The organism is Bradyrhizobium yuanmingense, from assembly GCF_025200905.1.
Lineage (GTDB): Bacteria > Pseudomonadota > Alphaproteobacteria > Rhizobiales > Xanthobacteraceae > Bradyrhizobium > Bradyrhizobium yuanmingense.
In genome coordinates, this window is the sequence record NZ_CP104173.1 from 3316454 (window position 1) to 3341144 (window position 24691).

The 24691-nt window shown below is 66.3% G+C and carries 22 protein-coding genes; 6 read left to right on the forward strand and 16 right to left on the reverse strand.

Features of this window, described 5'->3' with window-relative positions; translation table 11 throughout:
* Positions 1-86: 86 nt before the first annotated feature.
* On the reverse strand, positions 87-779 hold the full coding sequence (locus N2605_RS15520) for a BA14K family protein (RefSeq protein WP_260347202.1): 693 nt from the start codon (positions 777-779) through the stop codon (positions 87-89).
* 243 nt (positions 780-1022) lie between these two features.
* Between N2605_RS15520 and N2605_RS15525 the strand changes: the two genes are divergently transcribed.
* Positions 1023-1430: an NADH:ubiquinone oxidoreductase subunit NDUFA12 gene (locus N2605_RS15525; protein WP_036000111.1), complete on the forward strand. Its 408-nt coding sequence runs from the start codon at positions 1023-1025 to the stop codon at positions 1428-1430.
* A gap of 422 nt (positions 1431-1852) precedes the next feature.
* Here N2605_RS15525 and N2605_RS15530 read toward each other — a convergent pair whose 3' ends face one another.
* Complete coding sequence (locus tag N2605_RS15530) at positions 1853-2539, reverse strand: DJ-1/PfpI family protein (protein WP_225146725.1); 687 nt, start codon at positions 2537-2539, stop codon at positions 1853-1855.
* A 104-nt stretch (positions 2540-2643) separates the two neighbouring features.
* Between N2605_RS15530 and N2605_RS15535 the strand changes: the two genes are divergently transcribed.
* Positions 2644-3582: a GlxA family transcriptional regulator gene (locus N2605_RS15535; RefSeq protein WP_074447899.1), complete on the forward strand. Its 939-nt coding sequence runs from the start codon at positions 2644-2646 to the stop codon at positions 3580-3582.
* 76 nt (positions 3583-3658) lie between these two features.
* Here N2605_RS15535 and N2605_RS15540 read toward each other — a convergent pair whose 3' ends face one another.
* Positions 3659-3913 (reverse strand): PepSY domain-containing protein, encoded by a 255-nt coding sequence (locus N2605_RS15540; RefSeq protein ID WP_260347203.1) that lies wholly within the window; start codon positions 3911-3913, stop codon positions 3659-3661.
* A 38-nt stretch (positions 3914-3951) separates the two neighbouring features.
* A complete protein-coding gene (locus N2605_RS15545) occupies positions 3952-4998 on the reverse strand; it encodes a Na+-dependent transporter (RefSeq protein ID WP_225141774.1) in 1047 nt (348 codons plus the stop codon).
* Between the two features lie 204 nt (positions 4999-5202).
* Here N2605_RS15545 and N2605_RS15550 point away from each other — a divergent pair, with 204 nt between their 5' ends.
* Complete coding sequence (locus tag N2605_RS15550; RefSeq protein WP_192893224.1) at positions 5203-6231, forward strand: DUF2155 domain-containing protein; 1029 nt, start codon at positions 5203-5205, stop codon at positions 6229-6231.
* A gap of 12 nt (positions 6232-6243) precedes the next feature.
* Here the strand turns inward: N2605_RS15550 and aat are convergent, their stop codons facing one another.
* From aat to N2605_RS15600, 10 genes are all read right to left on the reverse strand, one after another.
* Positions 6244-6924: a leucyl/phenylalanyl-tRNA--protein transferase gene (aat, locus tag N2605_RS15555; RefSeq protein WP_036022879.1), complete on the reverse strand. Its 681-nt coding sequence runs from the start codon at positions 6922-6924 to the stop codon at positions 6244-6246.
* Between the two features lie 55 nt (positions 6925-6979).
* Entirely contained in the window at positions 6980-8095 is a 1116-nt protein-coding gene (locus N2605_RS15560; protein WP_225125574.1) for a sensor histidine kinase, read from the reverse strand.
* Complete coding sequence (locus N2605_RS15565) at positions 8092-8532, reverse strand: response regulator (protein ID WP_036000093.1); 441 nt, start codon at positions 8530-8532, stop codon at positions 8092-8094. The genes N2605_RS15560 and N2605_RS15565 overlap by 4 nt, the downstream gene beginning before the upstream one ends.
* The gene (locus N2605_RS15570) at positions 8529-10055 is read right to left on the reverse strand and encodes a sensor histidine kinase (RefSeq protein WP_036022881.1); all 1527 of its coding nucleotides are present in this window, start codon (positions 10053-10055) and stop codon (positions 8529-8531) included. Before N2605_RS15570 ends, N2605_RS15565 begins: the two co-directional genes overlap by 4 nt.
* A 106-nt stretch (positions 10056-10161) precedes the next feature.
* Positions 10162-11520: an acetyl-CoA carboxylase biotin carboxylase subunit gene (gene accC / locus N2605_RS15575; RefSeq protein WP_036022882.1), complete on the reverse strand. Its 1359-nt coding sequence runs from the start codon at positions 11518-11520 to the stop codon at positions 10162-10164.
* Positions 11521-11602: 82 nt separating this feature from the next.
* Entirely contained in the window at positions 11603-12091 is a 489-nt protein-coding gene (gene accB, locus N2605_RS15580; RefSeq protein WP_036022883.1) for an acetyl-CoA carboxylase biotin carboxyl carrier protein, read from the reverse strand.
* 35 nt (positions 12092-12126) lie between these two features.
* Positions 12127-12594 (reverse strand): type II 3-dehydroquinate dehydratase, encoded by a 468-nt coding sequence (gene aroQ / locus N2605_RS15585; RefSeq protein WP_225171224.1) that lies wholly within the window; start codon positions 12592-12594, stop codon positions 12127-12129.
* Positions 12595-12820: 226 nt separating this feature from the next.
* Positions 12821-13696, reverse strand: a complete 876-nt coding sequence (locus tag N2605_RS15590) for a DUF1236 domain-containing protein (RefSeq protein ID WP_260347204.1) — start codon at positions 13694-13696, stop codon at positions 12821-12823.
* A 209-nt stretch (positions 13697-13905) separates the two neighbouring features.
* Positions 13906-14673, reverse strand: a complete 768-nt coding sequence (locus N2605_RS15595; RefSeq protein ID WP_036000050.1) for a DsbA family protein — start codon at positions 14671-14673, stop codon at positions 13906-13908.
* Between the two features lie 97 nt (positions 14674-14770).
* Positions 14771-16171, reverse strand: coding sequence for a M48 family metalloprotease (locus tag N2605_RS15600; protein ID WP_260347205.1), 1401 nt, complete (start codon positions 16169-16171; stop codon positions 14771-14773).
* A gap of 205 nt (positions 16172-16376) precedes the next feature.
* Here N2605_RS15600 and N2605_RS15605 point away from each other — a divergent pair, with 205 nt between their 5' ends.
* Both N2605_RS15605 and N2605_RS15610 read left to right on the forward strand, forming a co-directional pair.
* A complete protein-coding gene (locus N2605_RS15605; RefSeq protein WP_260347206.1) occupies positions 16377-17564 on the forward strand; it encodes a pyridoxal phosphate-dependent aminotransferase in 1188 nt (395 codons plus the stop codon).
* A gap of 92 nt (positions 17565-17656) precedes the next feature.
* Positions 17657-18214, forward strand: a complete 558-nt coding sequence (locus tag N2605_RS15610) for a biotin transporter BioY (protein WP_036022889.1) — start codon at positions 17657-17659, stop codon at positions 18212-18214.
* 10 nt (positions 18215-18224) lie between these two features.
* Here the strand turns inward: N2605_RS15610 and N2605_RS15615 are convergent, their stop codons facing one another.
* A complete protein-coding gene (locus N2605_RS15615; RefSeq protein ID WP_260347207.1) occupies positions 18225-19457 on the reverse strand; it encodes an NAD(P)/FAD-dependent oxidoreductase in 1233 nt (410 codons plus the stop codon).
* Between the two features lie 66 nt (positions 19458-19523).
* Entirely contained in the window at positions 19524-22631 is a 3108-nt protein-coding gene (locus N2605_RS15620; RefSeq protein ID WP_036000036.1) for an Rne/Rng family ribonuclease, read from the reverse strand.
* Between the two features lie 705 nt (positions 22632-23336).
* On the opposite strand from N2605_RS15620, the gene N2605_RS15625 reads away from it, so the two are divergent.
* Positions 23337-24632: an N-acetylmuramoyl-L-alanine amidase gene (locus N2605_RS15625; protein WP_036000033.1), complete on the forward strand. Its 1296-nt coding sequence runs from the start codon at positions 23337-23339 to the stop codon at positions 24630-24632.
* The last annotated feature ends 59 nt before the right edge of the window (positions 24633-24691 follow it).

Here is a 24691-nt window from a genome sequence, read left to right on the forward strand (position 1 = left end):
GAGCCGAAAGGAGCGAGGAAGGCGCCGATTGCAAAAAAGGCGCCGCATTGCTGCGACGCCTTTCGCCTCTAGTCTTCGCGATCTGCTTACGGGCAAGGATGCCGCCGGCCGTCGTAGCCGAGATAGGTGCCCGAGGCGGGGTCGTAAGATTTGAAGCGCCGCGCGCAATAAGCGGCGTCGCCGCCGCCATCCTGCACTACGGCAACCGACGGCTCGTCATAGTAGCCGTAGTAGTAGGGATCATCGTAATAGCCGTAGCCGCTGCCGTAATAGGCGTAGGAGCCGAGGCCGCCGATCGCGGCGCCAGCCGCAAAGCCCGGCCAGAAGCCGCCGTGGCGATGATGATGGTGGTGGCGACCGTGCCAGTGACGACCGCTCCAGTTGCCGCTGCCGCCCTGCCAGTTGCCCGCAACTGCAGCGCTACGGGTCCCACTGAAGCTCGGCGAGATAGCGGCACGGTCTGCCGCGCCCCCGACGAAACTGCCACCGCCCGGGCGGACCGCGCCACCGCCTGCGAAATTGCCACCGCTCGGGCGCATCGCCGCTCCGCCCCCGAAACCGCCGCCACCGCCCTGGAACGCGGCGCCGCCGCCGCCCATGCGGGCGCCGCCACCGAAGCCGCCGCCTCCGCCACCAACCGCGGCACCTCCGCCACCGATCGCGGCACCACCGCCCGCTCCGACCGCGGCGGCACGACTCTGCTGCGCAAAGCTCGGGCTCGCCAAGGGAAGAACCAACGCCACCGTCGCAGCGGCACTCAACAATTTCAGACTGTTCATGGTGAAACTCCTTTTCCCGGAAAGCAAACCCGACGAAAGCGCGGGGGTTCCTCGGATCACGCCGGTTTGCGCGCGCATGGAGCCTCAGGTCCCGCCGCTGTACCGCGCATGAATGAATCGCGTCCGCTTTGCGGCAGGGGCGCGCGCGGCAGGCGGATTTGCGGGGGCGCCGACGCGCCTGCCGAACTGGACATTTCGCCCCCCGGATGGCATCAGGACCCCACGAAGCAGGGCCCTTGCCGCATGAAACAATTCTTCCTCAAGTTCTTCACCTGGTGGAATGGCCAGACCTTTGGCACCCAGCTCTGGACCAAGCGGTATGGCGAGCTGGTCGGCGAGGACGAGCAGGGCAACCGTTACTACCGCACCCGTGGCGGGGCGATCGATCCGGCACTCGGCTTCGAGCGGCGCTGGGTGATCTATAACGGCTACGCGGAAGCGAGCCGGATTCCACCGTCCTGGCATGGCTGGATCCACCACGTCGTCGACAAGCCGCCGACCGAGATCAATTATCAGCCGCGCGAGTGGGAAAAACCGCACCAGCCGAATCTCACCGGCACGGCGAAGGCGTATCGGCCCTCCGGCTCGACGCTTGCCAGCGGCAGGCGTCCCAAGGCGACCGGCGACTATCAGCCCTGGACGCCCGGCTAAGCCCCTTTCGGCCGACCCACGAATCACCATCGTCCAAAGCGGATGCACATGCATCCGCGCCGCGCCGCTGTGGACAACGGGAACAGCGGGGATGCCGCCTGCGCAGGTGTTGCCGCGAGGCGGGCGATGCGGCTCAATGATCCCATCTTACGGAGATGGGAGACCATCGCGTTCGGTTCGGGCAACAGTTCGCGACTGTCCCGAGATGCAGCGGCCGCCGAGGAAGGACTCGATCGGGAGATAGGCCCCCGGTCTGGAAGCTCCGACATCGCCCGATGTGAATGTGCAGCCACCGTGAGACAGGAAAGGCCGCTTGGGAAACCGAGCGGCCTTTTTCTGTCGTTGTTCGCCTCGCGTGTCCCGGGCGCGCTGCAGCGTGAAACGCTGCGCTGCGTCCGGGGTACAAGAGCAAGCCCGATCCTTTACGCCACCCGCTCGGCCGCGCGCTGCACCGCCTCGAGCCGCCGTGCATGGTTCTGCGCGCCGCGCTCCCTCAGCAGCGCCAGCACTTCGGCTGGCGCGGTGTCGGGCGATCCGGCATTGAACGGCGGGGCTGGATTATATTCCATCTGGAGCTGGATCGCTTCGGCGGTGGTGCGATTGACCATGATCGAGACCAGCGTCAGCGCGAAATCGATCCCGGCGGTGACGCCGCCGCCGGTGATGCGGTTGCGATCGACGCAGACGCGTGTCTTGGTCGGCGTCGCGCCGAACTGTGCGAGCATCTCCATTGCGCTCCAATGGGTGGCGGCGCGGTAGCCCTTCAGAAGGCCGGCGGCGCCGAGGGCCAGCGATCCCGTGCAGACCGAGGTGACGTACTTGGCGCCTGCCGCTTGCCTGCGCAGGAATGCGAGCACGTCCTCGTCGTTGAGAAGGTCGTTGGTGCCCTGGCCGCCCGGCACGCAGATGACATCGAGCTGGGGGCAATCCGCAAAGGTCGTGGTCGGCGTCAGCGTCAGGACGGAATCGCTCGGCACCGGCTCGATCCGCTTCCAGATCAGGTGCAGCTTTGCGTCCGGCACCATGGCGAACACCTGCAAGGGCCCGGTGAAGTCGAGCTGGGTGACGCGCGGAAATACCAGGATTCCGATCTGGAGCGGTGACGACATGGGAGCCTCCGATAATGCGCTTGACGCCGGCAGAATGGCATGGTGCCCTTCTGTCCGAAATGGCATAATTCCCTCGCTTTCGGACATACGTTACGGCTTGGCCCATGATCGGCATCCTGATCTTCCCGGACTTCCAGCTGCTCGATGCGGCAGGTCCGATCTCGGCGTTCGAGATCGCAGCGCGCTGCCTCGGCAAGGCGCCAGCCATCCGCGTGCTGGCCGCCAAGCCGGGGCTGGTGCGCAGCTCGTCCGGCGTTGAGATGATGGCGCGCGACTTCAAGACCGCGAACGCGATCACGACGCTCGTCGTCGCCGGCGGCATGGGCGTCGCGGAAGCTGGGCGCTGTCAGATCACGCGGGCCTTCGTGCAGCGGCTTGCAAGGCGCGGCGTGCGGGTCGCGAGCGTCTGCTCGGGCGCCTTCGTGCTCGCCGAGGCGGGGCTTCTCGACGGCCGCCGCGCCACCACGCATTGGGGACGGACGCGCGATTTCATCGCGCGGTTTCCCAAGGTGAAGTTCGAGCCGGACCAGATTTTCACCCGCGACGGCAATGTGTGGACCTCCGCAGGTATCACCGCAGGGATCGACCTCGCGCTGGCTATGGTCACCGAGGACCACGGCGAGGAGATCGCGCAGGCAACTGCGCGGCAGCTCGTTCTGTACCATCGCCGCAGCGGCGGCCAGTCGCAGTTCTCGTCGCTGCTGGAATTGAAGGCGCCAAACGGACGCTTCGGCACGCTCTTGTCCTGGGCACGCGAAAATCTCGACGCGCCGCTGACGGTGGAGGATCTCGCCGATCGCGCCGGCATGAGCGCGCGGCATTTTGCCCGCGCCTTTGCCGCCGAGACCGGCACGACACCGTCCAAGGCGATCGAGCGGCTCAGGCTCGAAGTCGCGCGCGAGCGCGTGCAGTCCTCGCGCGAGGCGATCGAGCGCGTGGCGGAGGTGACCGGCTTCCGCGACCCCGAGCGCATGCGGCGTGCCTTCATCCGCGCCTATGGCCAGCCGCCGCAGGCGCTGCGGCGCGCGGCGCGGGCGGGGTAGGACGTTTCTCTTGACCTTGGCGAGCCCTGCGGAACGGCGAAGTCGGGCGTTGCTCAGAAGCGGACTTCGGCGATGCTCACTTGTCCGGCTTCTCGCTCACGATGGCGCCGGTTTTGGGATCGGCACGGAATTCCATCTTCTGGCCGTTCTTGATGCCTTCGCCCTCCCACCGGCCATCGTCGGCTTCAAGCTTGGTGACCTCGGAATAGCCCGCCTCCAGGATCTTGGCTATCACTTGTTGCATCGGCATCCAGTCGGGGCCGAGTCGATCGGCTCTCGCGGCCGAGCCCAGCGCGAGCGAGCCGAGAACCAAAATCACGGCAAACCTCATCGCGACCTCCTTTGGGTAACAGACCTTGAACGGCCACCTTAGATTGTTGTTCCTTCACGGCGCTCCTGTGACACAAACGAGTGAACTTCGGCCTTTTTTGCCTCGCTGGACCCATTCGTGCGTGCCGTCAGGCGCCTTGCGATCGGCATCAGCATGTACGGCGCAAAGTGAATCGGAAACTGCGTCAGCGCGAAATAGAGCCAGGTCGTCGCCGGCAGCGCGCCGGCGGTGGCCGCCAGCATCAGGCCCAGATTGCGCTGTGACACCATCAGGCCGAGCGCGAACGCGCGCTCGGTGCCGGCACGTCGGAAGATCAGCGTGGTTGCGGCGAGGAGGGTGAAGTAGACCGCAAAAGCGAGCAGCGCAACGGCGATCGTGAACAGCGGATCGGCGAGAAACTCGGTTGCGACGTCGCCCATCACTGCGGAGGCGAACACCAAGAGTATGATGATGTTGAGGCCGTCGATCGGCCGCTTGTGGCGCTGGATTGCATCACTGCCCACCAGACGGCGGATGATCGTGGCGGTCACCAGTGATGCGGCGAGGATGCCGAGCAGCTTCAAGCCGAGCGTCATCGGAGAGATGCTGAGCATGCCGCCGAGAAACAGGCTCGCGTACAGCGAGGCGGTGAATGGCACGAGCGCGGTCGAGGTCACCAGCGTGACCAGCACCAGCGCGGCATCGAGGCCCATCAGCGCGGCAAGCGCTGGCGCCGCCATCATCGGCGAGGCCATGCCCTGGAGCATCAGCGCGAGAGCAAGGCCTGGAGAGCTCGTGGAGAGCCCCGTCGCGTGGGCAGCGAGGGCGAAGATTAGCGGCACGCCGATCGTGGTCCAGGCGGTGGCGGCCGCGACCAGCGCCGGCCGGCGCAGATGTCCGTACAGCGCGCCGAGATCGACGCGCATGAAGGAGATGCAGAGCAGAAGGAAGATCGCCTCGGTGACGTAGGGGCGCAGCAGCGCGCCGAGCGGCGGCACCGCGACCGCGATGAAGGCAATCGCCGCCACCGCGCGCGTGCCCTGGCCACCAAGCCAGCCGAGGGCACGCAGGGGAAGGGCGAGGACGGCTCGGACGAGGGAGGGCATTTCTGTCGGTATTATCGGCTGTGTAGCGCTTTGGAGGGCATGCTCGCCTTCGGCCATGGGGGTGCCCCGGCGAGGGGCTCAGGACTATCCCATCCGGGAGCCGGCCTGGCCAGACCGGGCCGGGAAGGGCAGGGATGCCGCCCTTCCCCCGCCGTATTCGGCGTGTTAACCGGAAGGCCTGCGAGCGGCGGTATCCCCTGTAGAATGTCCAACGAGCCCGATTCGCTGTTGAAGCCGCGCGAAATGTTCAAAACCTTTTCCCTGACCGGTCTTGCGGCGCTTTTGGCCGCCACCGCACTGACGGCTGCGACGCCGGCAAGTGCGCAGATCGGCACGATCTTCTCCGATCCGCCGCCGCTGCGGCCGCCCGGCAGCATTCCGCGCGGCCAGCCCCAGCCGCAGCAGATGCCCGAGGACGACGAAGAGGTGCCGGAGCTGCCGCCGCAGGGCCGGGTGCTGCCGTCGCGCCCGATGCCGCCGCCTCCGGGCCGGCAGGGCAACGTGATGCCCGGGCCGGTCGAGACCCAGCCCCTAGCACCGCCGCCGGGCTCGACCCTCGCGCCGCCGAACCAGCCGCCCTCGGCCGCGATCACTCCGCCGGGTCCGCAAGGCGCTCCCGGAGCGCCCGGTCAGCGGCAGCCCCAGCAGAAGGGCGGCGTGCCGCAGACGCCGGCCAGCCTCCAGCCGGGCGACGAGGTCGTGACGGAGCCGCCGGCCCAGAAGATCGTGAACAAGAAGGCGACGTTCTCCGGCCTCGACAAGATCACCGGGCGCATCATCAATTTCGACGAGGAGATCGGCGAGACCGTCCAGTTCGGTGCGCTCCGCGTCAAGACCAACGCCTGCTACACGCGTCCGGCGACTGAAGCGGCCAACACCGACGCCTTCGTCGAGGTCGACGAGATCACCTTGCAGGGCGAGGTGAAGCGGATCTTCTCGGGCTGGATGTACGCGGCGAGCCCCGGCCTGCACGGCGTCGAGCATCCGATCTACGACATCTGGCTGACCGACTGCAAAGAGCCGCAGCAGACTGTGGCGACGGCGGCACCGGATCCGGCCGCGGCCAAGCCGCCGCCACCGCCGCCGGCGCAGAAGAAGGCCGCGCCCAAGCAGGTGCAGCAGCGCCCGCCGCAGCCGCTGCCGCCGATCCAGCAGCAGCAACCGGCGCCGCCACCGCCGCCACCACCGGAGCAGCGCCCAGGCCTGTTCGGCATTCCCGGGTTTGGCCGCTAACCGAGCTGTTTGTTATTGCCGCGAAGCGATGATCTCGAGGGCTCGTGCGCCCGGGATCGCTTCGCCGGCGGAGAGCTTCAGGAAATCGCCGGGCTCGCCCGCCAGCGCCTTGTCGAGCAGCGCGGTATAGCGTCGCCGCGAGATCTCGACGGCGCCGAAGCTCTTCAGGTGCTCGGTGACATATTGGGTGTCGAGCAGCTCGAAGCCGCCGTGAATGAGCCGCGCGACCAGATGCACCAGCGCGACCTTCGAGGCATCGCGCACATTGTGGAACATGCTCTCGCCGAAGAAGGCCCGCCCCAGGCTGACGCCGTAGAGACCGCCGACCAGCTCGTCGCCCTGCCAGGCTTCGACGCTGTGGCAATGGCCGAGCTCGAACAGCCCGCCATAGAGGTCGCGGATGCGCTTGTTGATCCAGGTATCCTCGCGGCCCACTTGCGGCGCCGCGCAGCCGGCGATGGTCGCCTTGAACGCGGTGTTGACGGTGACGCGAAACTGATCCGAGCGCACGGTGCGCGCGAGGCGCGAGGCGACGCGGAAGCCGTCGAGCGGGATGACGCCGCGCAGCTCCGGCTCGACCCAGAACAGGGTCGGATCGTCGGCGCTTTCCGCCATCGGAAAGATGCCGCAGGCATAAGCGCGCAGCAGCACGGCCGGCGTGATTTCAGACGGGGCGGAGTCGCGCGAAGTCATGGCTTGCCATCATAGCAGGATCGCAATGCAGTTGCGATGGGTGCGGCCGGACCGCTCAGCTGGCGGCAGCGGTGCTGGTCTTGCCGACGCTTGCGGGCATGCGGCCGAACTTCAGCACGACCCGGGTTCCGGAATGCGCGGGATCGCGCTCGACCGCGGCGTCGAGCTTGGTGGCCATGGCCGCGACGATGCGCTGGCCCATGCCGGTGGAGCGCGGATCGGCCTTGGCGTTGTCGCCGACGCCGTCGTCGGTGATCGAGAGCAGGAGGTCATCGCCTTGCGAGATCAGCTCGACATGGATCGGGCCGGCGCCGTCGGGGTAGGCGTATTTCACCGCATTCATCACCAGCTCGTTGACGATGATGCCGACGGCGACCGCACGGTCCGGATCGATCTCGATCGGCTCGGCCTTCAGCGTCAGGCGCGACATGCGGTTGCCTTCGGCCGACCGCCTGAGATCCTCGAGCAGCGAGTCCAGATATTGATTGAGGACCACGCTCTTGAGGTCCTGCGAGGTGTAGAGGCGGCGGTGCACCTGCGCCACCGCGGCGACGCGGCCCATCGCGTTGGTCAGCGCCGCCTTGACCTCGTCCTGCGCGGCGGAGCTTGCCTGCAGATGCAGCAGCGAGGCGATGATCTGGAGCGAGTTGCCGACGCGGTGGTTGACCTCGCGCAGCAGGAGCTCGCGTTCGGCGGCGAGCGCCGCGTAGCGGTCGCGCGAGGCGTGGATCTCGGCCTCGGCTTCCTCGCGCGCCCGTTGCAGCTCGGCCTGGCGCAGCGCGCCTTCGGCCGCGACGTGGAGGAGCGGGATGAAGTCGCCCTGGACGTCCTTGACCAGATAGTCGGCCGCTCCCGCCTTGAGCGCCGTCACCGCGATGCTGGAATCCTGCGAGGCGGTCACGAACACGACGGGCGGCGCGTCCGGGATCGCCATGATCTGCTCGAGCGTCTCGAGCCCGTCGAGGCCTGGCATGTACTGGTCGAGCGCGACGACGTCGATGCCGCCTACGGTGCTGTTCTGGGCGGCGGCGCGGCGGATGTGCTCGAGACCTTCCTCGCCGCTCGCGGCATGGACGACCCGGAAGCCGCGCCGCGTCAGGCCGCGATCGACCAGGCGCGCCAGCGCCCCGTCGTCGTCGATGTAGAGCAGTGTCGGCGTGCGCTGGTTCATGTGGCGGCGGGCGGGACCTGGATGACCGAGAAGAACAGACCGAGCTGCCGGATGGCGTTGGCGAAATTCTCGTAGTTGACGGGCTTGGTGATGTAGACGTTGCAGCCGAGCTCGTAGCAGCGCTTGATCTCCTGGGAATCGTCGGTGGTGGTCAGCACCACCACGGGCGAGGCCTTCAGGTACTTGTTCTCCTTGATCTGCTTCAGGATGTCGATCCCGGTCATGTCGGGGAGGTTGAGGTCGAGCAGGATCAGGAGCGCGTTGCCCTTCTGCACCAGCCCGGAGCCGTCGGCGCCGAACAGGTGCCGCATGGCGTCGGTCCCGGTGGTGAAGGAGACGATCTCGTTGTTGACGCCCGAGCGGCGGATATTGCGCTCGATCAGACGGGCATGGCCCTCGTCGTCCTCGACCATGATGATGGTGACAGGCTGGGTCATCGATCTCTGTTCCGGTTGCTCACGTTCCAGGCGATCGGCAGCGTGATCGTGAAGGTGCTGCCCGTGTTGAGTTCCGATGATACCGACATGGTGCCGCCGAGGCGACGCACAAGTGCACGCACATGGGCAAGACCAATGCCCTGGCCGGGCTTGTCCTGGGTTCCCGCGCGGCGGAACAGGTCGAATATCCGCTGGTGGTCCTTGGGATCGATGCCGCGGCCGTTGTCGCTGACCTCGAAGATAGCGTAGCCGAGCTTGGTCCGCCCGCGGATTCTGATCTCGCCGGGCACGCCGGGCTTGAGATATTTGATGGCATTGTCGATCAGGTTGGAGAAAATTTGCTCGAGGGCGAGACGGTCGCTCACGAGGTCCGGCAGGGGCTCGACGTGAATCTCGGCCTGCGCCTCGGCGGCCTGGTGCGCCAGCGTCGTCACGATGGCCTCGATCAGCTCGCGCGTGTCGACCTTCACCGGCTGGAATTCGCGCCGGCCCTCGCGGGTGAGGTTGAGGATGGCCGAGATCAGCCGGTCCATCTTGGCGATCGACGATTTGATGAAGCCGAGCGCTTCGGAGAAATCCTCATGGAGCTGCTTGTCGGCGCCCTCGAGCGCGATCTCGCCCGGAGCGGCGGGCGCGAGCGGCGCTCCATCCGCGGGGGCGTGCGCGAGGCTGCCGATGCGGCGGAAGATGTCGCCGCCGAGCTCTTCGAGCTCGCTCGTGAAGCCCATGATGTTGACGAGCGGCGAGCGCAGATCGTGGCTGACGATATAGGCAAAGCGCTGGATCTCGTCGTTGGCTTCGCGCAGATCCGCCGTGCGCTCGTCGACGACGGCCTCGAGATTGAGGTTGGCATCGCGCAGGCGCGCTTCGGCCGCATCGCGTTCGCGTGTCGAACGCCGCACCAGCCAGATCGAGATCAGCGCCAGCACCACAACCAGGCCGGATCCGATACCGGTCATCGAAGCGGCCAGGGTCTGGCTGCGGTCGGAGTTGGCCGTGCGGAGGCGGAATAACCGTTCCTCCTCCTGAAGCATTCCCGTCGCGACTTCGGCAATCGCCGCCGTGGTATCGGCGGAGGCTAGCTCGCGCACCAACCCTGCGGCCTTCTCCGGCTGACCCTGACGGATGAAATCCATCTCCTGCGCGAATTGGCCGAGCCGCGTCTCGATCACCGAACTCAGCTTTTCGATGCTCTTGCGCTGTTGCGGATTGTCGCCGATCAGGCGTGTAAGCCTGTCGAGCGCTGGCACGATTGCAGCGATGGCCTTGTCGTGGTCTGCCTTGAAATCCGATCTTTGGGTCAGCAGGTAGCCGCGGGCGGTGCTTTCCGCACGCCGGATTTCCAAGAGGAGGGCGTTGATCTGGTTTTCAGCCTCGATGGTGTGAACCACCCACTTGCTGTCCTCCCGCGCCTTGTTGACGAGGTAGACGGAACCGGCGCTGATCACGGTCAGCACCAAAAGGCCCGCCGCGAACAGCAGGATCTGCCAGAATGCGCGCCGTCGCTGGCCTTCAGCCGTCACGACGGTTCACCTGTCTGCAGGCAATGGAGTTCAAAACGCCCCCTTGGAACTGGCCCCAACCATCCAGAACGCGATTGGAGGCAAGGGGTTCCATGAGAGGACGTGATTATCGCGGCGCTGGTTCCACCTTGCCGGCCAGGTACTGCTCCAGCCAGTGGATGTGGTAGTCGCCGTTGATGATGTCGGCTTCGCGCACCAGCGCGCGGAACAGCGGCAGCGTGGTCTCGATGCCCTCGACCACCATCTCGTCCAAGGCGCGGCGCAGCCGCATCAGGCATTCGGCGCGGGTCTTGCCGTGCACGATCAGCTTGCCAACGAGGGAGTCGTAATAGGGCGGGATCGTGTAGCCCTGGTAGACGGCGGAATCGATCCGCACCCCGAGGCCGCCGGGTGGATGATATTGCAGGATCCGGCCGGGCGAGGGGCGGAAGGTCTGCGGATTCTCAGCGTTGATGCGGCACTCGATCGCATGGCCGATGACCTGGACCTCGTCCTGCCTGGCCGGCAGGTCGCCGCCGGCGGCGATGCGGATCTGCTCCAGCACGAGGTCGATGTCGGTGATGCTCTCGGTGACGGGATGCTCCACCTGGATGCGGGTGTTCATCTCGATGAAGTAGAACTCGCCGTCCTCGAACAGGAATTCGATGGTGCCGACACCGAGATATTTCATCTCGCGCATCGCTTTCGCGCAGGTCTCGCCGATCTTGGCGCGCGCGGCGGCAGCAAGCACGGGCGAGGGGCCTTCCTCCCAGACCTTCTGGTGGCGGCGCTGCAGCGAGCAGTCGCGCTCGCCGAGATGGATCGCGCCGCCGCGGCCGTCGCCGAGGATTTGGATCTCGATGTGGCGCGGCTTCTGCAGGTATTTTTCCAGATAGACGGAAGCATCGCCAAAGGCGGATTTGGCCTCGTTGGCCGCCGTCGATAAGGCGACCTGGAGGTCGGCCTCGCTGTGCGCGACTTTCATGCCGCGGCCGCCGCCGCCCGCCGCCGCCTTCACCAGCACGGGGAAGCCGATTTTCCTCGCGATCGCCATCGCATCGTCGTCGGGACCGACGGCGCCGTCCGAGCCGGGCACCACGGGGATGCCGAGGCGCTTGGCGGTCTTCTTGGCCTCGATCTTGTCGCCCATCAGGCGGATGTGCTCGGCCTTCGGACCGATGAAGTGCAGATTGTGCTCGGCGAGGATTTCCGCAAAGCGCGCGTTCTCGGAGAGGAAGCCGTAACCGGGATGCACCGCGTCGGCGCCCGTGATCTCGCAGGCCGCGAGCAGGGCGGGCACGTTGAGATAGCTGTCCTTGGACGCCGGCGGCCCGATGCAGACGCTCTCGTCCGACAGCCGCACATGCATGGCATCGGCGTCGGCGGTGGAGTGCACGGCGACGGTGGCGATCCCGAGCTCCTTGCAGGCCCTGAGGATGCGAAGGGCGATCTCGCCGCGGTTGGCTATGAGGATCTTGTCGAACATGTTGTCCTGCAGCGAATGGCGAGTGGCGAATGGCGAGTAGGGAAGGCTGACGCCATTCGCTATTCGCTATTCCCCATTCGCGTCACTCAATGATCACCAGCGGCTCGCCGTACTCGACCGGCTGGCCGTCCTCGACCAGGATCTGCGTCACCGTGCCGGCGCGCGGCGAGGGGATCTGGTTCATCGTCTTCATGGCTTCGATGATCAGCAGGGTCTGGCCGACTGAGACCTTGGTGCCGACGTCGATGAACGGCTTTGCGCCCGGCTCCGGCGCCCAATAGGCGGTGCCGACCATCGGCGAGGTCACGGCGCCGGGATGCTTCGACAGATCGGCCGCGGCAGGGGCCGCGGGGCTTGCTGCCACCGGCAGGGCGGCCGGAGGAGCCGTCACCTGCATCGGCATGGTCGCGGCAACGCTGATGTTGCGGGCAACGCGCAGTCGCAGACCCGCTCGCTCGATCTCGATCTCGGTGAGGCTGGTCTCATCGAGCAGAAGTGCCAGCTCGCGGACGAGCGCGGAATCCTCGCTGGAAAACTTTGCGGCTGCTTTGTCGTCTGGCTGGCGCGCCATGTTGTTTGATCCGAATGTTCTGTTGGAAGGGAGCGTCAGGCGTTGGGCTTGATGCCGAGCTTGGCGGCAAGGCCCTGGATGGCGAGGCGGTAGCCCTCGATGCCGAAACCGCAGAGCGAGGCGAAAGCCGCGCGCGCGGTGTAGGAATGGTGACGAAAACTCTCACGGGCGTGGATGTTGGTCACGTGCACCTCGACGGTCGGAATCTGCACCGCGAGCAGCGCATCGTGCAGGGCGATCGAGGTGTGGGAATAGCCGCCGGCATTGATGATGATGCCCTTCATCTTGCGCGCATGCGCCTCGTGGATGAAATCGATCAACTCGCCTTCGCGGTTGGATTGCCGGCAGTCCGCCTTCAGGCCGAACGTCGCGGCCGTGTCCCGGCACAGCGACTCGACGTCGGCCAGCGTCGCATGGCCATACTTGTCGGGCTCGCGGGTCCCCAGCATGTTGAGGTTCGGCCCGTTCAGGACGAGGATCGTGTCGGTTGCAGGTTCGGCCATTCCAATCCCGGAAGAGGTGTTTCGGCGTGGCGGGGGTTATAGGTAACAAAGCGCGTGAGGGGAAGCCTTGAAGGGCCTCAGCGGCGGGTTCAACCGCCTCATCCAGTGCGCAAAAACCTGTGCGGAAACCACGGAAATTGCTTGTTAACCAGTCCGAAGCATGGCTGCCCGGCGCATGCAAAGGGGCGGGCATCGCTGCCCGCCCCTGAGATTGCCCGTGTCCGCCTTAGACGTTCAGGACGGCCACGATCTCGTAGGTGTCCGGATCGATGATGACGATCTCTTCCCGGACCAGGACGTACTTGTAGCTCCGCCATTCCGGATAGATCGACACGACCCGCGACGGCAGGGCGTGAAGGGTGATGCCCTCCCGCGGAATGCGGGTGCCGACCGAGATCGAGAAGTTCACGTTGGTCACCGGGGCGACGCGCTGCTCGCGGATCACGGACGTGATCTGCGTGCGCTGCTCAGTCGAAAGCTTGGCAGCGGCGCCGGCCTGGCCGACCGTGGTCGAGCTCTGGCCCTGAACGTTCTGGGTCGAACTGGTGCCAGTCTGGCCCTGCGCGTTCTGGTTCGTGCTGGTGCCGGTCTGGCCCTGAGCATTCTGGTTGGTGCTCGTGCCGGTGCCCTGTCGGGTCTCGGTGGTCGAGGTGCCGCTCTTGCTGCCCTCAGCCTTCATGTCCTTCTGGTCCTTAGCACCGGACTTGCTGGTGTCCTGGCTCATGCTCTTGGACTTGTCCTGCTGGGACTTGTCCATCTGGCCCTGCGCGCGATCATCGGTGCGCTGGCCCTTGGTGGTACCAGACTTGTCCTCGGCCGCGTTCTTGTTCATCGCGCCGCCCGAGGAGCGCTCGTCCTTCATCGCGCCGGACTTGTCTTCGGACTTCATCGTCCCGGAGCCGCCGGCCTGGCCAACGGTCCCCTTGTCCTGGCTCATCGAGCCACCGCGCTCAGCCGCGCCGCCGGAAGGCTGCGAATGCTGCATCTGCGCGCCACCGGCGCCGCCGCCGCTGTCGCGGCCCATATTGCCCTGCGCGTTCGCGAGGCCAGTGCCCGCGACGAGCGCGACTGCGGCAACCGAAATCATAAAGCGGTTCAACATCGAAATTCTCCTCACGTGTTCATTCGCGTCATTGCCCGCGCCGACAACGAAAGGGGATTTGAGTTGTTCCGGAACTTCGACTGTTCCGCGGCTTTTGTTTGTTGAACGCCAGATGAATGACTTTGCACGAAGGCGCCAACGTTCAGCGCAAGAAAAAAGGCCGGCATGTCTGCCGGCCTTTTTGTGTTCTCGCTATCGTAAAACTGTGATCAGCAAGTCGCCTTGCCGCAACGGGCAATGCCGATCTTCTCCTTCAGGCTTTCAACACCGACGGCGCCGATCACGATCTGCTTGCCGATCACGTAGCTCGGCGTACCGTTCATGCCCATCGCTTCGGCGAGCTTGAAATTCTCCTCGAGGGTGGCGCGCACCTCGGGGCTGGCGATGTCCTTCTCGATGCGAGCCGTGTCGAGACCGGCTTCCTTGGCGGCTTGCATCGCGCGGGCCTTGTCGGCGGCGCCGCGGCCGCTGAGCAGTTTCTGATGGAAGTCGAGATATTTCTTGCCGGAGGGATCTTGCATGCGCACGGCGACCCCGACCTGCGCCGCTTCCACCGAGCCCTGGCTCAGCACCGGAAATTCCTTCAGCACCACCTTCAGCTTCGGATCGCCCTTCATGATGGTCAGCATGTCGTCCATCGCGCGCTTGCAATAGCCGCAATTGTAGTCGAAGAACTCGACGAAGGTGACGTCGCCGTCCCTGTTGCCGAGCACGACCTGGCGTGGCGAGTTGAAGATCGCCTCGGCGTTCTGCGCGATGCTGGCTTGGTGCTTCTGCGTTTCGGCCGCGGCCTGGCGCTTGCTGAGCTCGGCCATGGCCTCCTCGAGCACCTCGGGATGGCTGACGAGATAGTTCTTGATGATCTTCTCGATCTCGGTGCGCTGGCTGTCGGAGAAACTGTCGGCCGAGGCGGGCACGGCTGCGCCGAACATGGCGAGCGCGAACAAGGCAGGAGCGAACAGGCGCAGCGAAGGCATAGTCAAATCCTCTTATCCAAAGCAGGTTTCGAGAAACGTCCCGGCGGATTCAAGCCCGGTGTCGTGACGTCGTGGTCGGGCCTCGTTCGAGTTTGCGTCAGTTGCGCGGCGGCTTCGCCGCCACGATGTCGTCGGCCTTGACCCATCCGGGGGTGCCGACGGCGAAACGTGTTTTCGCGCGCGTGGCAAGCTCGCGGGCGGTTTTGTTGTCGCCGCGCAAATATGCGGCCTGGGCCGAGGCGAGATCTGCCTCCGCATAATCTCCCTTCCGGCCATAGGCCATCGCGAGCTGGGTATAACCGAGCGCCGCCTCGGGCTCCCGGGCCACCGCGGCGCGGAGAATCCGAACGGCATCGTCGGTGTAGGCCTTATTATCGGTTCCGACCAGAGCCTGCCCAAGTAACATCTCGATGAGGGGGGCGTTGTTCGAGAGGGCGACGGCCTTACGCAAGGGAGCGATCGCTTCGGCCGCCTTGCCGCTTTCCAGGAGCGCCTGGCCGCGCACCTCGTAGAAATACGGGTTGTTCGGCTGCACCTGGATCAGCGCGTCGATCTGGGCGAGCGCGCTGCGCAGATCACCGTGCAGATAGGTGCTGATGGCGCGGGCATAGCGCGCCGGCAGGCTGTCGTTGGTCTGGGGATAGCGGCGGTACACCGTCTCCGGCCGCTCCATGAAGGCGGAGATTTTGGCGCGGACCATGTCATGCCGAAGCTGGAGCGCGGGATCGTCCTTCTTGTTCCAGTAGGGGCTGGAGCTTGCGAACTCCTGTAGTGCGGCGACGCGCTCGGCCGGCATCGGATGCGACTGCAGATAGGGATCGGCGCCGCGCGCGGCGAACAGGCTCTCGCTGGTGAAGCGCTTGAACGTCTCGTACATGCCCTTGGGCGATTGCTGGGTCGCAGCCAGGAATTTCACGCCGGCGCGGTCGGCATTCTCCTCCTGCTGGCGCTGGTAGGACAGCAGCGTGCGGCGGATCACCTCCTGCGGAGCGGCGATGGCGGCCGCGCCAGCATTGGCGAGCCCGTTGTTGCCTACGCTGCTGCGCTGCGTGCTGCCGGCCGCAATCGCGCCGGCGCCGAGCAGCATCGCGATGATCATCTGGGTCTGGGCGGCGGCGAGCTGCTCGCGCAGCTTGGACAGATGGCCGCCCGCCAGGTGTCCGGTCTCGTGCGCGAGCACGCCGATGATCTGGTTCGGCGTCTCCGATTGCAGGATCGCGCCCCAATTGACGAAGATGCGGCGGCCATCCGCGACGAAGGCGTTGAACGAGCCGTCGTTGATGATCACCATCTGGATGTTGTGCTTCTCCAGACCCGCAGCGCGCAGGATCGGACGCGTGTATTCGCGCAGCAGCTGCTCGGTCTCGGTGTCGCGCAGGACCGGCGGCCCCTTGGCCTGCGCGCGCGCGGCCGAGAACGGCGTCAGCGCGATCGCCGTGGCCGTGACGAGGGCGGTGAGGGCGGAGGCCTTCTTGCGCAATGCGATCTGGAGCGACATCAAGCGGTCTTGGTCAAAAGGGGCTCGGTCAAGTGGTGTTGGTCAAGCAGTTCAGTGATTGGTTTTGGCGATTGGCGGCGGACCGGATACGCGATATGCCCTTGTGAGCAATGCCCTTATGAGCCGTACAATGCGGCCAGTCTGGGGCACAAGCGCCCCGTTTACGGACCGGACGGACCGGTTCGCCAACCAATAGCAGAAATCGATGCACGACGCGACATTGAGGAACCGGTTGGGGCAGTGGCTCGAGCCCTCCCGCCGCAGCGATGTTCCCCCGTTCATGGTGATGGACGTCATGGCCGCGGCGGCTCGAATCGAGGCCGCCGGCGGTCATGTGATCCACATGGAGGTCGGCCAGCCCGCGGCCGGCGCGCCCAGGACCGCGATCGCGGCCGCCCATGCGGCGCTCGAGGCCGGACGAATCGACTATACGTCCGCGCTCGGCATCCCTTCCTTGCGCGCGCGCATCGCGCGCCATTATCGCGACGCCTATGGCTGCGATGTCAGCCCCGAGCGGATCGTGGTGACGACGGGCTCGTCGGGCGGCTTCATCTTGGCCTTTCTGTCGATATTCGAACCTGGCGATCGCGTCGCCGTGACGGTGCCGGGCTATCCGCCATATCGACATATTCTGACCGCGCTCGGCTGCGAGCCGGTGCTGATCGAGACCACGAACGAAACGCGTCACGCGCTCACCGGCGAGGCCCTGCTCGCAGCGCATCGCAAGGCGCCGCTGAAGGGTGTTCTGGTCGGCAGCCCCGCCAATCCGACGGGCACGATGATGTCCCGTGAAGCGCTCGCCGGCCTGATCGCGGCCGCAGAAGACGCCGGCATCCGCTTCATCTCCGATGAGATCTATCACGGGCTCGATTACGCGTTTCCGGCCGTGACAGCGGCTGCGCTGTCCGAGCACGCGCTCGTGATCAATTCGTTCTCGAAGTATTTTTGCATGACCGGTTGGCGCATCGGCTGGATGGTGGTGCCCGAGATCCTGGTGCGGCCGATCGAGCGGCTGCAGCAGAACCTCTCGATCTCGGTGCCCGCGCTGTCGCAGATCGCGGCGGAGGCCGCCTTCGACGGCACGGCCGAGATGGAGGCGATCAAGCACGGCTACCAGGAAAACCGGCGCGTCCTGATCGATGGTTTGCCCAAGGCGGGACTGACGAAATTCCTGCCGGCCGACGGCGCCTTCTATCTCTATGCAGACGTCTCGGACTTCACCGCCGACAGTTTCGAATTCGCAAAGCAGATGCTGGAGCAGGCGCGCGTGGCGGCAACGCCCGGCCTTGATTTCGATCCCATTCATGGCCGCTCGTTCATTCGTTTCTCCTATGCGCGCTCGCCAGGGGAGATGCGTGAGGCAGTTGACCGGATTGCTGAGTGGCTTAAATAACTGCGCCAGTTTTCTTCAGCCTTCCGGAGTTCAGCTTGTCAGACCGTTCCGTCCCGTCCGCCGCTACGCCACATTCTTCTCTCGCCGCATTGATGTGGCCGACGCGACCGGGCGAAGCCGTCGGCGCGCTGCGTGCCGTCGTGCTGGTCGCGCTCGGCACGGCGTTGATGGCGCTGTCGGCCAAGGTGAATCTGCCGCTGCCTTACGTGCCCATGACGTTGCAGACGTTGGTGGTGCTGATGATCGGCGCCGCCTATGGCTGGCGCCTCGGCAGCGCGACCATGATCGCTTACCTCGCCGAGGGCGCGATCGGGCTTCCGGTGTTCGCCGGCCCCGTGGGTGGGATCGCGCCGCTGGTCGGCCCGACCGCGGGCTATCTGTTCGGTTTCGTGCTGGCTGCGTTCGCGACCGGTTGGCTCGCCGAGCGCGGCTGGGATCGCAGCGTCGTGCTGCTGTTTGCGGCGATGGCTGTTGGCCACATCGTCATTCTCGCGGCCGGATTCGGCTGGCTGGCATTCGGCCTTGGTCTCGGCGCCACCAAGGCCTGGCAGGTCGGCATCGTGCCGTTCATCGCGGCCTCGCTGGTCAAGAATGCGCTCGGCGCGACCCTGATTCCGGCGGCGCGCCGGATTGTCGAGCGTCGCGGATAGGACGCGCTCGCTAAAATCGCTCGGGCCGGTACGGCGTGGGATCGACCGCGGGCGTTTCGCCGCTCATCATTTCCGCGAGCAGGCGCCCGGTCGCAGGTCCCAGCGTAAAACCCTGGTGGCCGTGGCCGAAATTCATCCACAGGCCGGGGTGGCGCGGGGCTGGGCCGAGCACCGGGAGCATATCGGGCGTGCAGGGCCTCGTGCCGAACCACGGATCCGGCTCGACCCGTTTGCCGAGGTCGATCAGCTCGCGCGCCGAGGCTTCGGCGCTGGCGAGCTGCACCGGGGTTGCGAGCGCGTCCGCGCCCGTCAATTCCGCGCCGGTGGTGATGCGGATGCCCTTGGCCATCGGCCCCATGGCGTAGCCACGGGCCTTGTCGACCAGCGGCAGGTCGAGCGAAGCGCCGCCGCTGTAATGCATGTGGTAGCCGCGCTTGCGCACCAGCGGGATGCGATAGCCGAACTTGTACAATAAATCAGGCGACCACGGCCCGAGCGTCACGACGGCGTGGGCAGCGTCGATGCGGCCCTGGTCGGTGTCCACCGACCAGCCGGTCGCGGTCTGTCGCAGCGACTGCGCATCACCGAGCACGATCCTGCCGCCGAGCCGTACGAACAGCTCGGCATAGGCCGTGACCAGCGCGCCGGGATCGGACACGGTCCAGGTGTCGAGCCAATGGATCGCTCCCGGGAGATCGTCGCGCAGGATCGGCTCGGCCCTGGCAAGCTCGCTGCCCGACAGCACGCGGTAGTTCACGCCGAATTCGCGCTGATCTTCCTCGGCAGCCTTGACCGAGAGATCCAACGAAGCGGCATCGCGAAACAGCGCTCGGTAGCCGGCGCGGCGGATGAGATTGTCGGCATGCGCCTCGCGGATCAGGATGTCGTGCTCGGCCGTTGCGTAGGCGATCAGCTGTGCCCACGCCTCGATCGCCTCGCGATGTCGCTTCGGCGCCGAATGCCACCAATAGCGGAGCAGGGGCTCGATGTGGAGATGCAGCGAGGAGAGGCTGTAGCGCACGTCGTTGGTGCGGCCGGTCGCGATCTTCAAAAGCGAAGCGAGGTCGCGCGGCATCGGATAGGGGCGTACCGCTTCGGCCTGGATCATCCCCGCGTTGCCGTAGCTGGTCTCGCGGCCCGGCTCCCTGCGATCGATCAGCGTCACCCACCAGCCGCGCCGCTGCAGATGCAGCGCGGCGCCGACGCCCACCATGCCGCCGCCGAGAATGATCGCGCTTTGCATCGCAACTGACCTCATCAAATCAAAACCGCCCGGTTGGGCCGGGCGGTTTCAATTCCATTTGTCCCTTTACTCGCCGCCGCCGAAACGGCGTGACCACCAGCCGGCACGACGTGGGGCGGCCGGGGTTTCGCTTGCCGCCTCCGGCGCGGGCTCAGGTGCCGGCGCGGGTGCAGCAACCGGCTCGGTCGCCTCCGCCGCCGGCGTTGCGGGCTCCGCCTGGCTGTTCGCCAGGAAGCTCACCTTTTCGCGCACGGTGGAGCGGCGCCGCGCGGCCCTGTCGCCGGCTGACTCTTCGTCCGGCGTTGCGGTCGTCGCGGCGGGAGCGGGCTCCGGCTGGGCCGGCGCCTCGGTTCGGATCTCGGCGTGCGGCTCAGGCTCCGCAACTTGCGGCTCGCCGGTCGGCTCGGCCTGCGCGATCGAAGGCGAAGCCTGGCTGCCGAGGCCGTCGAAATCGGCCACTGCATCGGCAGCTTCCGGCGGCGGGTTGGTGCCGAGCTCGTCGCTGATGGAGCCGGCAAGACCTTCCTCGCCGCCACCGCGACGGCGGCGACCGCCGCGGCGGCCACGCCGACGCCGGCGATCACCGCTGCCCTGCTGTTCGCCACGGGCGGCCTGTTCCTCGCCTTCCTCACCGTCCTGCTCGGACTCGGTCTCCTCCTCGCTTTCGCCGGCGATCATCGCGGGCTCAGGCACGGTCGGCGCCGTATCCTCGCGCAACTCTCCTTCGCGCTGGCCGCCGCGGCCGCGCCGGCGGCGCCGGCGCTTGCGGCGCTGGCCGTCCTGCTCCGAGGCTGCCTCGCCGCCAGCCTGCTCGTCGGCAAGGCCTTCGGTCTCGTCGGTTTCGACCTCGGATTCCGTCTCCAGGTCGAAGACGTCCTCGTCGTCATAGGCCTCTTCGGCCGGTGGCGGCGGGCTCGCAGCGGCTTGCGCAACGAGCAGCGCCTTGGCGGCTTCGAGCGTATGCACCTGCTCGCCGCGGTCGATCACATAGGCCTGCGGACCGCTGACGCCGGGATCGGCGATCACCGACAGCGTGACCTTGAAGCCGTTCTCGAGATCGCGCAGATGGCCGCGCTTGTGGTTCAGCACATAGAGCGCGACGTCGGTGCGGGTGCGGACCACGAGATTGTGGGTGGCGCCCTTCATCAGGATCTCTTCGAGGCCGCGCAGGAGCTGCAGCGCCACCGAGGACACCGAGCGGACGTGGCCGGTGCCGCCGCAATGCGGGCACGGATCGGTCGAGGATTCCAGCACGCTGGCGCGGATGCGCTGGCGCGACATCTCGAGCAGGCCGAAATGCGAGATGCGGCCGACCTGGATGCGCGCGCGATCCTGCCTGAGGCAATCGGACAGCTTGCGCTCGACCGCGCGGTTGTTGCGCTTCTCGTCCATGTCGATGAAATCGATGACGATCAGGCCGGCGAGGTCGCGTAGGCGGAGCTGGCGGGCGACCTCTTCAGCCGCTTCCATGTTGGTCTTGAGCGCGGTGTCCTCGATATGGTGCTCGCGCGTCGATCGTCCCGAGTTGACATCGATCGAGACCAGCGCCTCGGTCTGGTTGATGACGATGTAGCCGCCGGAGCGCAGCTGCACGGTCGGCGAGAACATCGCATCGAGCTGGCTCTCGACGCCCATGCGCGAGAACAGCGGCTGGCCGTCGCGATATTGCTTCACCGCGCCAACATTGGCGGGCATCAGCATCTTCATGAAGTCGCGGGCCTCGCGGTGGCCGGCTTCGCCGGCGACCAGGATCTCGTCGATCTCCTTGTTGTAGAGGTCGCGCAGCGAGCGCTTGATCAGCGAGCCTTCCTCGTAGACGAGGGTCGGGGCCTGCGATTTCAGCGTGAGGTCGCGCACCGTCTCCCACATCCGGATCAGATATTCGAAGTCGCGCTTGATCTCGGGCTTGGTCCGGGCGGCGCCCGCGGTACGCAGGATGATGCCCATGCCCTCGGGCACGTCGAGGTCCTGCACCACTTCCTTCAGGCGCGAGCGGTCCTGCGCGCTGGTGATCTTGCGGCTAATGCCGCCGCCGCGTGCGGTGTTCGGCATCAGGACGGCGTAGCGGCCGGCGAGCGAGAGGTAGGTCGTCAGCGCCGCGCCCTTGTTGCCGCGCTCTTCCTTGACGACCTGAACCAGCATCACCTGGCGGCGCTTGATGACTTCCTGGATCTTGTACTGGCGGCGCGGGCGGAAGGTGCGCTCCGGCACTTCCTCGAGCACGTCGTCGCCGCCGACGGATTCGACGACTTCCTCTTCGGCATCCTCGCCGTCCTCGTCCTCGTCGTCCTCCTCGGCTGCTTCCCCGGCGTCCGCATGCGGGGCTTCCGTGCTTTCGCCGGCGGTGTAGATGGCCTCGGCCGGCTCGGCGGCCGATGTCACGGCTTCGGCCAGAGGCTCCGCCTGCGCTTCCGCGGCATGAGCTTCTGGAGCGGGAACGTCGAAGGTTGACGCCGGCTGCGGCTCGGCAGCGGTTTCGACCGCGGGCTCGGCGCCGACCGCCGCGACAGGCGCGGGCGTCTCGTCGGCGTGATCATGATCGTGATGATCGCGTTCGTCCTCGCGGCCGTGGGCATCATCGTGAGCGTGATCGTGCTCGTCATCGCGGGCATGACGATGTTCGTCATGATCATGGTCACCATGATCGGGATCGTGGCCTTCGTGCTCGCCATGATGCTCCGTATCGGCGTGCGGATGCTCGCCCTCGGCATGCTCGGGCAGCGCGGCGCCTTCGACCGGCTGAGCGGCGGGATCGGCGCCGGCTTCGAGACCTTCGACGATGTCGCTGCGCACGCGCTCGCCATGACCGCGGCGGCGGGCGTTGCGGTGCCGCGAGCGGCGACGGCCGTGCGAGCGGTTCTCGCTTTCTTCCTCGGCCTCGCGATGGGCCTGTTCCTCGGCCTCGATCAGCGCCTGCCGGTCGGCGACCGGGATCTGGTAATAGTCGGGATGGATTTCGCTGAAGGCGAGAAAGCCGTGGCGATTGCCGCCATATTCGACGAAAGCAGCCTGGAGCGAGGGTTCGACCCTTGTGACCTTGGCGAGGTAGATATTCCCGCGCAGTTGCTTGCGTTGCGCGGTCTCGAAATCAAACTCTTCGACACGATTGCCGCGGACCACGACGACCCGGGTCTCCTCCGGGTGGGTGGCATCGATCAACATCTTGTTGGGCATGTCTTAACTCTTGGCGGCGGCGGACGCGATAAGCCGTGGGCGCGTATCGCGCCGGCGGGTGACGCGACGGTCCACCTGATTCGGGGGTGAGGGGAAGGCCGAAACGCCGTCTCTCGCGCCTTGCCGAACCGGAAGCTTCAGGACCATTGCGACGCACGGGATTGTCACTCCGCAGCGTCGCGAATGCTCCTTCAGATTTCGTCGGCACAGTCTGGCGCATCAAGCGTCGGCCCGTATGAAACACTGGGCGGCGAGGCCGCCCTTCAATCAGTTGCTGCTGGCCAGGCACGGCGCGAGCGCGCTCGCCTTGGGGATCACGAACCGCCCCCTTGGGGTCAAGGGACCGGGTAATGGGTTACGCCGCTGTCAGAACCGTCCCGGCAACATGAGTGGTAGCCCGAGACCGTCCGCCGCCGGGGCTTGACCCGCTCCACCTCGCTGCCGCGCACCGCGCTGGTCATAGAGGGAAGTGGAAAACGCTGGAATTCTCAAACCTTGAGAGTTCCGGCGCTGCACCGGGAGGCTGAATGCGACACAACCGGAAATATCGGCCGTCAGCATTCCGTACATACGAGGAATGAGCCATCCGTGCAAGGGAGCGTCGCACGGCGGTCACAGTCGGCGAGTTTCGCGTTTCCGTCATTAAGGATCGATTAACCCTGTGGTTCTATTGCGTTAAGAGAGCTGCTCGGAGGCACGGAATCGGTGGCGAGCCGCACAAATCGACGGATTTTGCTGGGGGGCGTGTTGCTGTGCACTGCGGCATTGCCCTGTGCTGATTCCGCGCGCCTGATCGCCGCCGAGAGCCGGCTGCAACCTGCTGCCGTTGCGGCGAATTTTCCGGTCGCCTCGGCCGCCCGCCTGGCCGGCGATGGCAAGCAGACCCGCTTCATCCTCGATCTCGACCAGACCGTCACCTTCCGCGCCGTCACGCTGGGCGACCCCTACCGCGTGGTGGTGGACGTGCCGCAGGTCAATTTTCAGCTGCCCGCCGGAACCGGAAACGGGGGGCGGGGGCTGGTCAAGGCCTTCCGCTACGGGCTCGTCATGCCCGGCGGCTCGCGAATCGTGTTCGACCTAACCGGACCGGCGAAGATCGCCAAATCCTACGTGCTGGAGGCGGCCAACGGCCAACCGGCCCGGCTCGTGCTCGAGCTGGAGGAGGTCGAGCGCACCGCCTTCGTGTCGTCGCGTGCCCCCGAAAACCGTCCCGAGCTGCGGCCCGCGATCGCTGAAGCGCCGCCTGCCACGGTTCCCAGTGCCGCGGCCCCGGATGGCGCGCAGCAGAAGGCTGATACTCGCCCGGTGGTGGTGATCGATCCCGGCCACGGCGGCATCGACAACGGGACGCAGTCGAGCGGCGAGAGCGAGAAAAACCTGGTGCTGGCCTTTGGCCTGGCGCTCCGCGACAAGCTGGAAAAAGCCGGCAAGTACCGCGTGGTCATGACGCGGGACGACGACACCTTCGTTCCGCTCAATGACCGCACCAAGATCGCCCGCAATCTCAAGGCGGCCTTGTTCGTCTCGATCCACGCCGATGCGCTGCCGCGGGCGGAAGGGGATGCGCAGGGCGCGACCATCTATACGCTCTCCGACAAGGCGTCCGACGCCGAGGCCCAGCGGCTGGCGGATGCGGAGAACCGCGCCGATGCGATCGCCGGCTTCAACCTCGCGGAGGAGCCGACCGACGTCGCCGACATCCTGATCGACCTCACACAGCGGGAAACCCGCACCTTTTCAAACCGTTTCGCCCGCCATTTGATGAGCGAAATGAAGCAGACGGTGCGGATGCACAAGCATCCCCTGAAATCCGCCGGCTTCCGGGTTCTGAAGGCGCCCGACGTGCCATCGGTGCTGGTCGAGATCGGCTACGTCTCCAACAAGGGCGATCTCGAGCAGCTGGTCTCCGAGGGCTGGCGCTCCCGCGCCGTGGGCTCGATGGCCCAGGCGATCGACGGATTTTTGACCAAGCGGATGGCCACGGCGGGGACGTCGAACTGAGCCGGTTTGTTCCTCCCGGCCCGAAGGCCCTAGTTTGGCCACAGCGGACGCTTTATAGA

What these genes read in the sequence shown, in the direction of transcription:
- N2605_RS15600 (WP_260347205.1), bottom strand. Translation starts at nt 16,171, where the DNA reads ATGTCGCTCCAGATCGCATTGCGCAAGAAGGCCTCCGCCCTCACCGCC.
- aroQ (WP_225171224.1), bottom strand. Translation starts at nt 12,594, where the DNA reads ATGGCCGAACCTGCAACCGACACGATCCTCGTCCTGAACGGGCCGAAC.
- N2605_RS15610 (WP_036022889.1), top strand. Translation starts at nt 17,657, where the DNA reads ATGTGGCCGACGCGACCGGGCGAAGCCGTCGGCGCGCTGCGTGCCGTC.
- N2605_RS15540 (WP_260347203.1), bottom strand. Translation starts at nt 3,913, where the DNA reads ATGAGGTTTGCCGTGATTTTGGTTCTCGGCTCGCTCGCGCTGGGCTCG.
- N2605_RS15550 (WP_192893224.1), top strand. Translation starts at nt 5,203, where the DNA reads ATGTCCAACGAGCCCGATTCGCTGTTGAAGCCGCGCGAAATGTTCAAA.
- N2605_RS15620 (WP_036000036.1), bottom strand. Translation starts at nt 22,631, where the DNA reads ATGCCCAACAAGATGTTGATCGATGCCACCCACCCGGAGGAGACCCGG.
- aat (WP_036022879.1), bottom strand. Translation starts at nt 6,924, where the DNA reads ATGACTTCGCGCGACTCCGCCCCGTCTGAAATCACGCCGGCCGTGCTG.
- N2605_RS15590 (WP_260347204.1), bottom strand. Translation starts at nt 13,696, where the DNA reads ATGTTGAACCGCTTTATGATTTCGGTTGCCGCAGTCGCGCTCGTCGCG.
- N2605_RS15615 (WP_260347207.1), bottom strand. Translation starts at nt 19,457, where the DNA reads ATGCAAAGCGCGATCATTCTCGGCGGCGGCATGGTGGGCGTCGGCGCC.
- N2605_RS15595 (WP_036000050.1), bottom strand. Translation starts at nt 14,673, where the DNA reads ATGCCTTCGCTGCGCCTGTTCGCTCCTGCCTTGTTCGCGCTCGCCATG.
- accB (WP_036022883.1), bottom strand. Translation starts at nt 12,091, where the DNA reads ATGGCGCGCCAGCCAGACGACAAAGCAGCCGCAAAGTTTTCCAGCGAG.
- N2605_RS15525 (WP_036000111.1), top strand. Translation starts at nt 1,023, where the DNA reads ATGAAACAATTCTTCCTCAAGTTCTTCACCTGGTGGAATGGCCAGACC.
- N2605_RS15605 (WP_260347206.1), top strand. Translation starts at nt 16,377, where the DNA reads ATGCACGACGCGACATTGAGGAACCGGTTGGGGCAGTGGCTCGAGCCC.
- N2605_RS15560 (WP_225125574.1), bottom strand. Translation starts at nt 8,095, where the DNA reads ATGAACCAGCGCACGCCGACACTGCTCTACATCGACGACGACGGGGCG.
- N2605_RS15520 (WP_260347202.1), bottom strand. Translation starts at nt 779, where the DNA reads ATGAACAGTCTGAAATTGTTGAGTGCCGCTGCGACGGTGGCGTTGGTT.
- accC (WP_036022882.1), bottom strand. Translation starts at nt 11,520, where the DNA reads ATGTTCGACAAGATCCTCATAGCCAACCGCGGCGAGATCGCCCTTCGC.
- N2605_RS15530 (WP_225146725.1), bottom strand. Translation starts at nt 2,539, where the DNA reads ATGTCGTCACCGCTCCAGATCGGAATCCTGGTATTTCCGCGCGTCACC.
- N2605_RS15565 (WP_036000093.1), bottom strand. Translation starts at nt 8,532, where the DNA reads ATGACCCAGCCTGTCACCATCATCATGGTCGAGGACGACGAGGGCCAT.
- N2605_RS15545 (WP_225141774.1), bottom strand. Translation starts at nt 4,998, where the DNA reads ATGCCCTCCCTCGTCCGAGCCGTCCTCGCCCTTCCCCTGCGTGCCCTC.
- N2605_RS15535 (WP_074447899.1), top strand. Translation starts at nt 2,644, where the DNA reads ATGATCGGCATCCTGATCTTCCCGGACTTCCAGCTGCTCGATGCGGCA.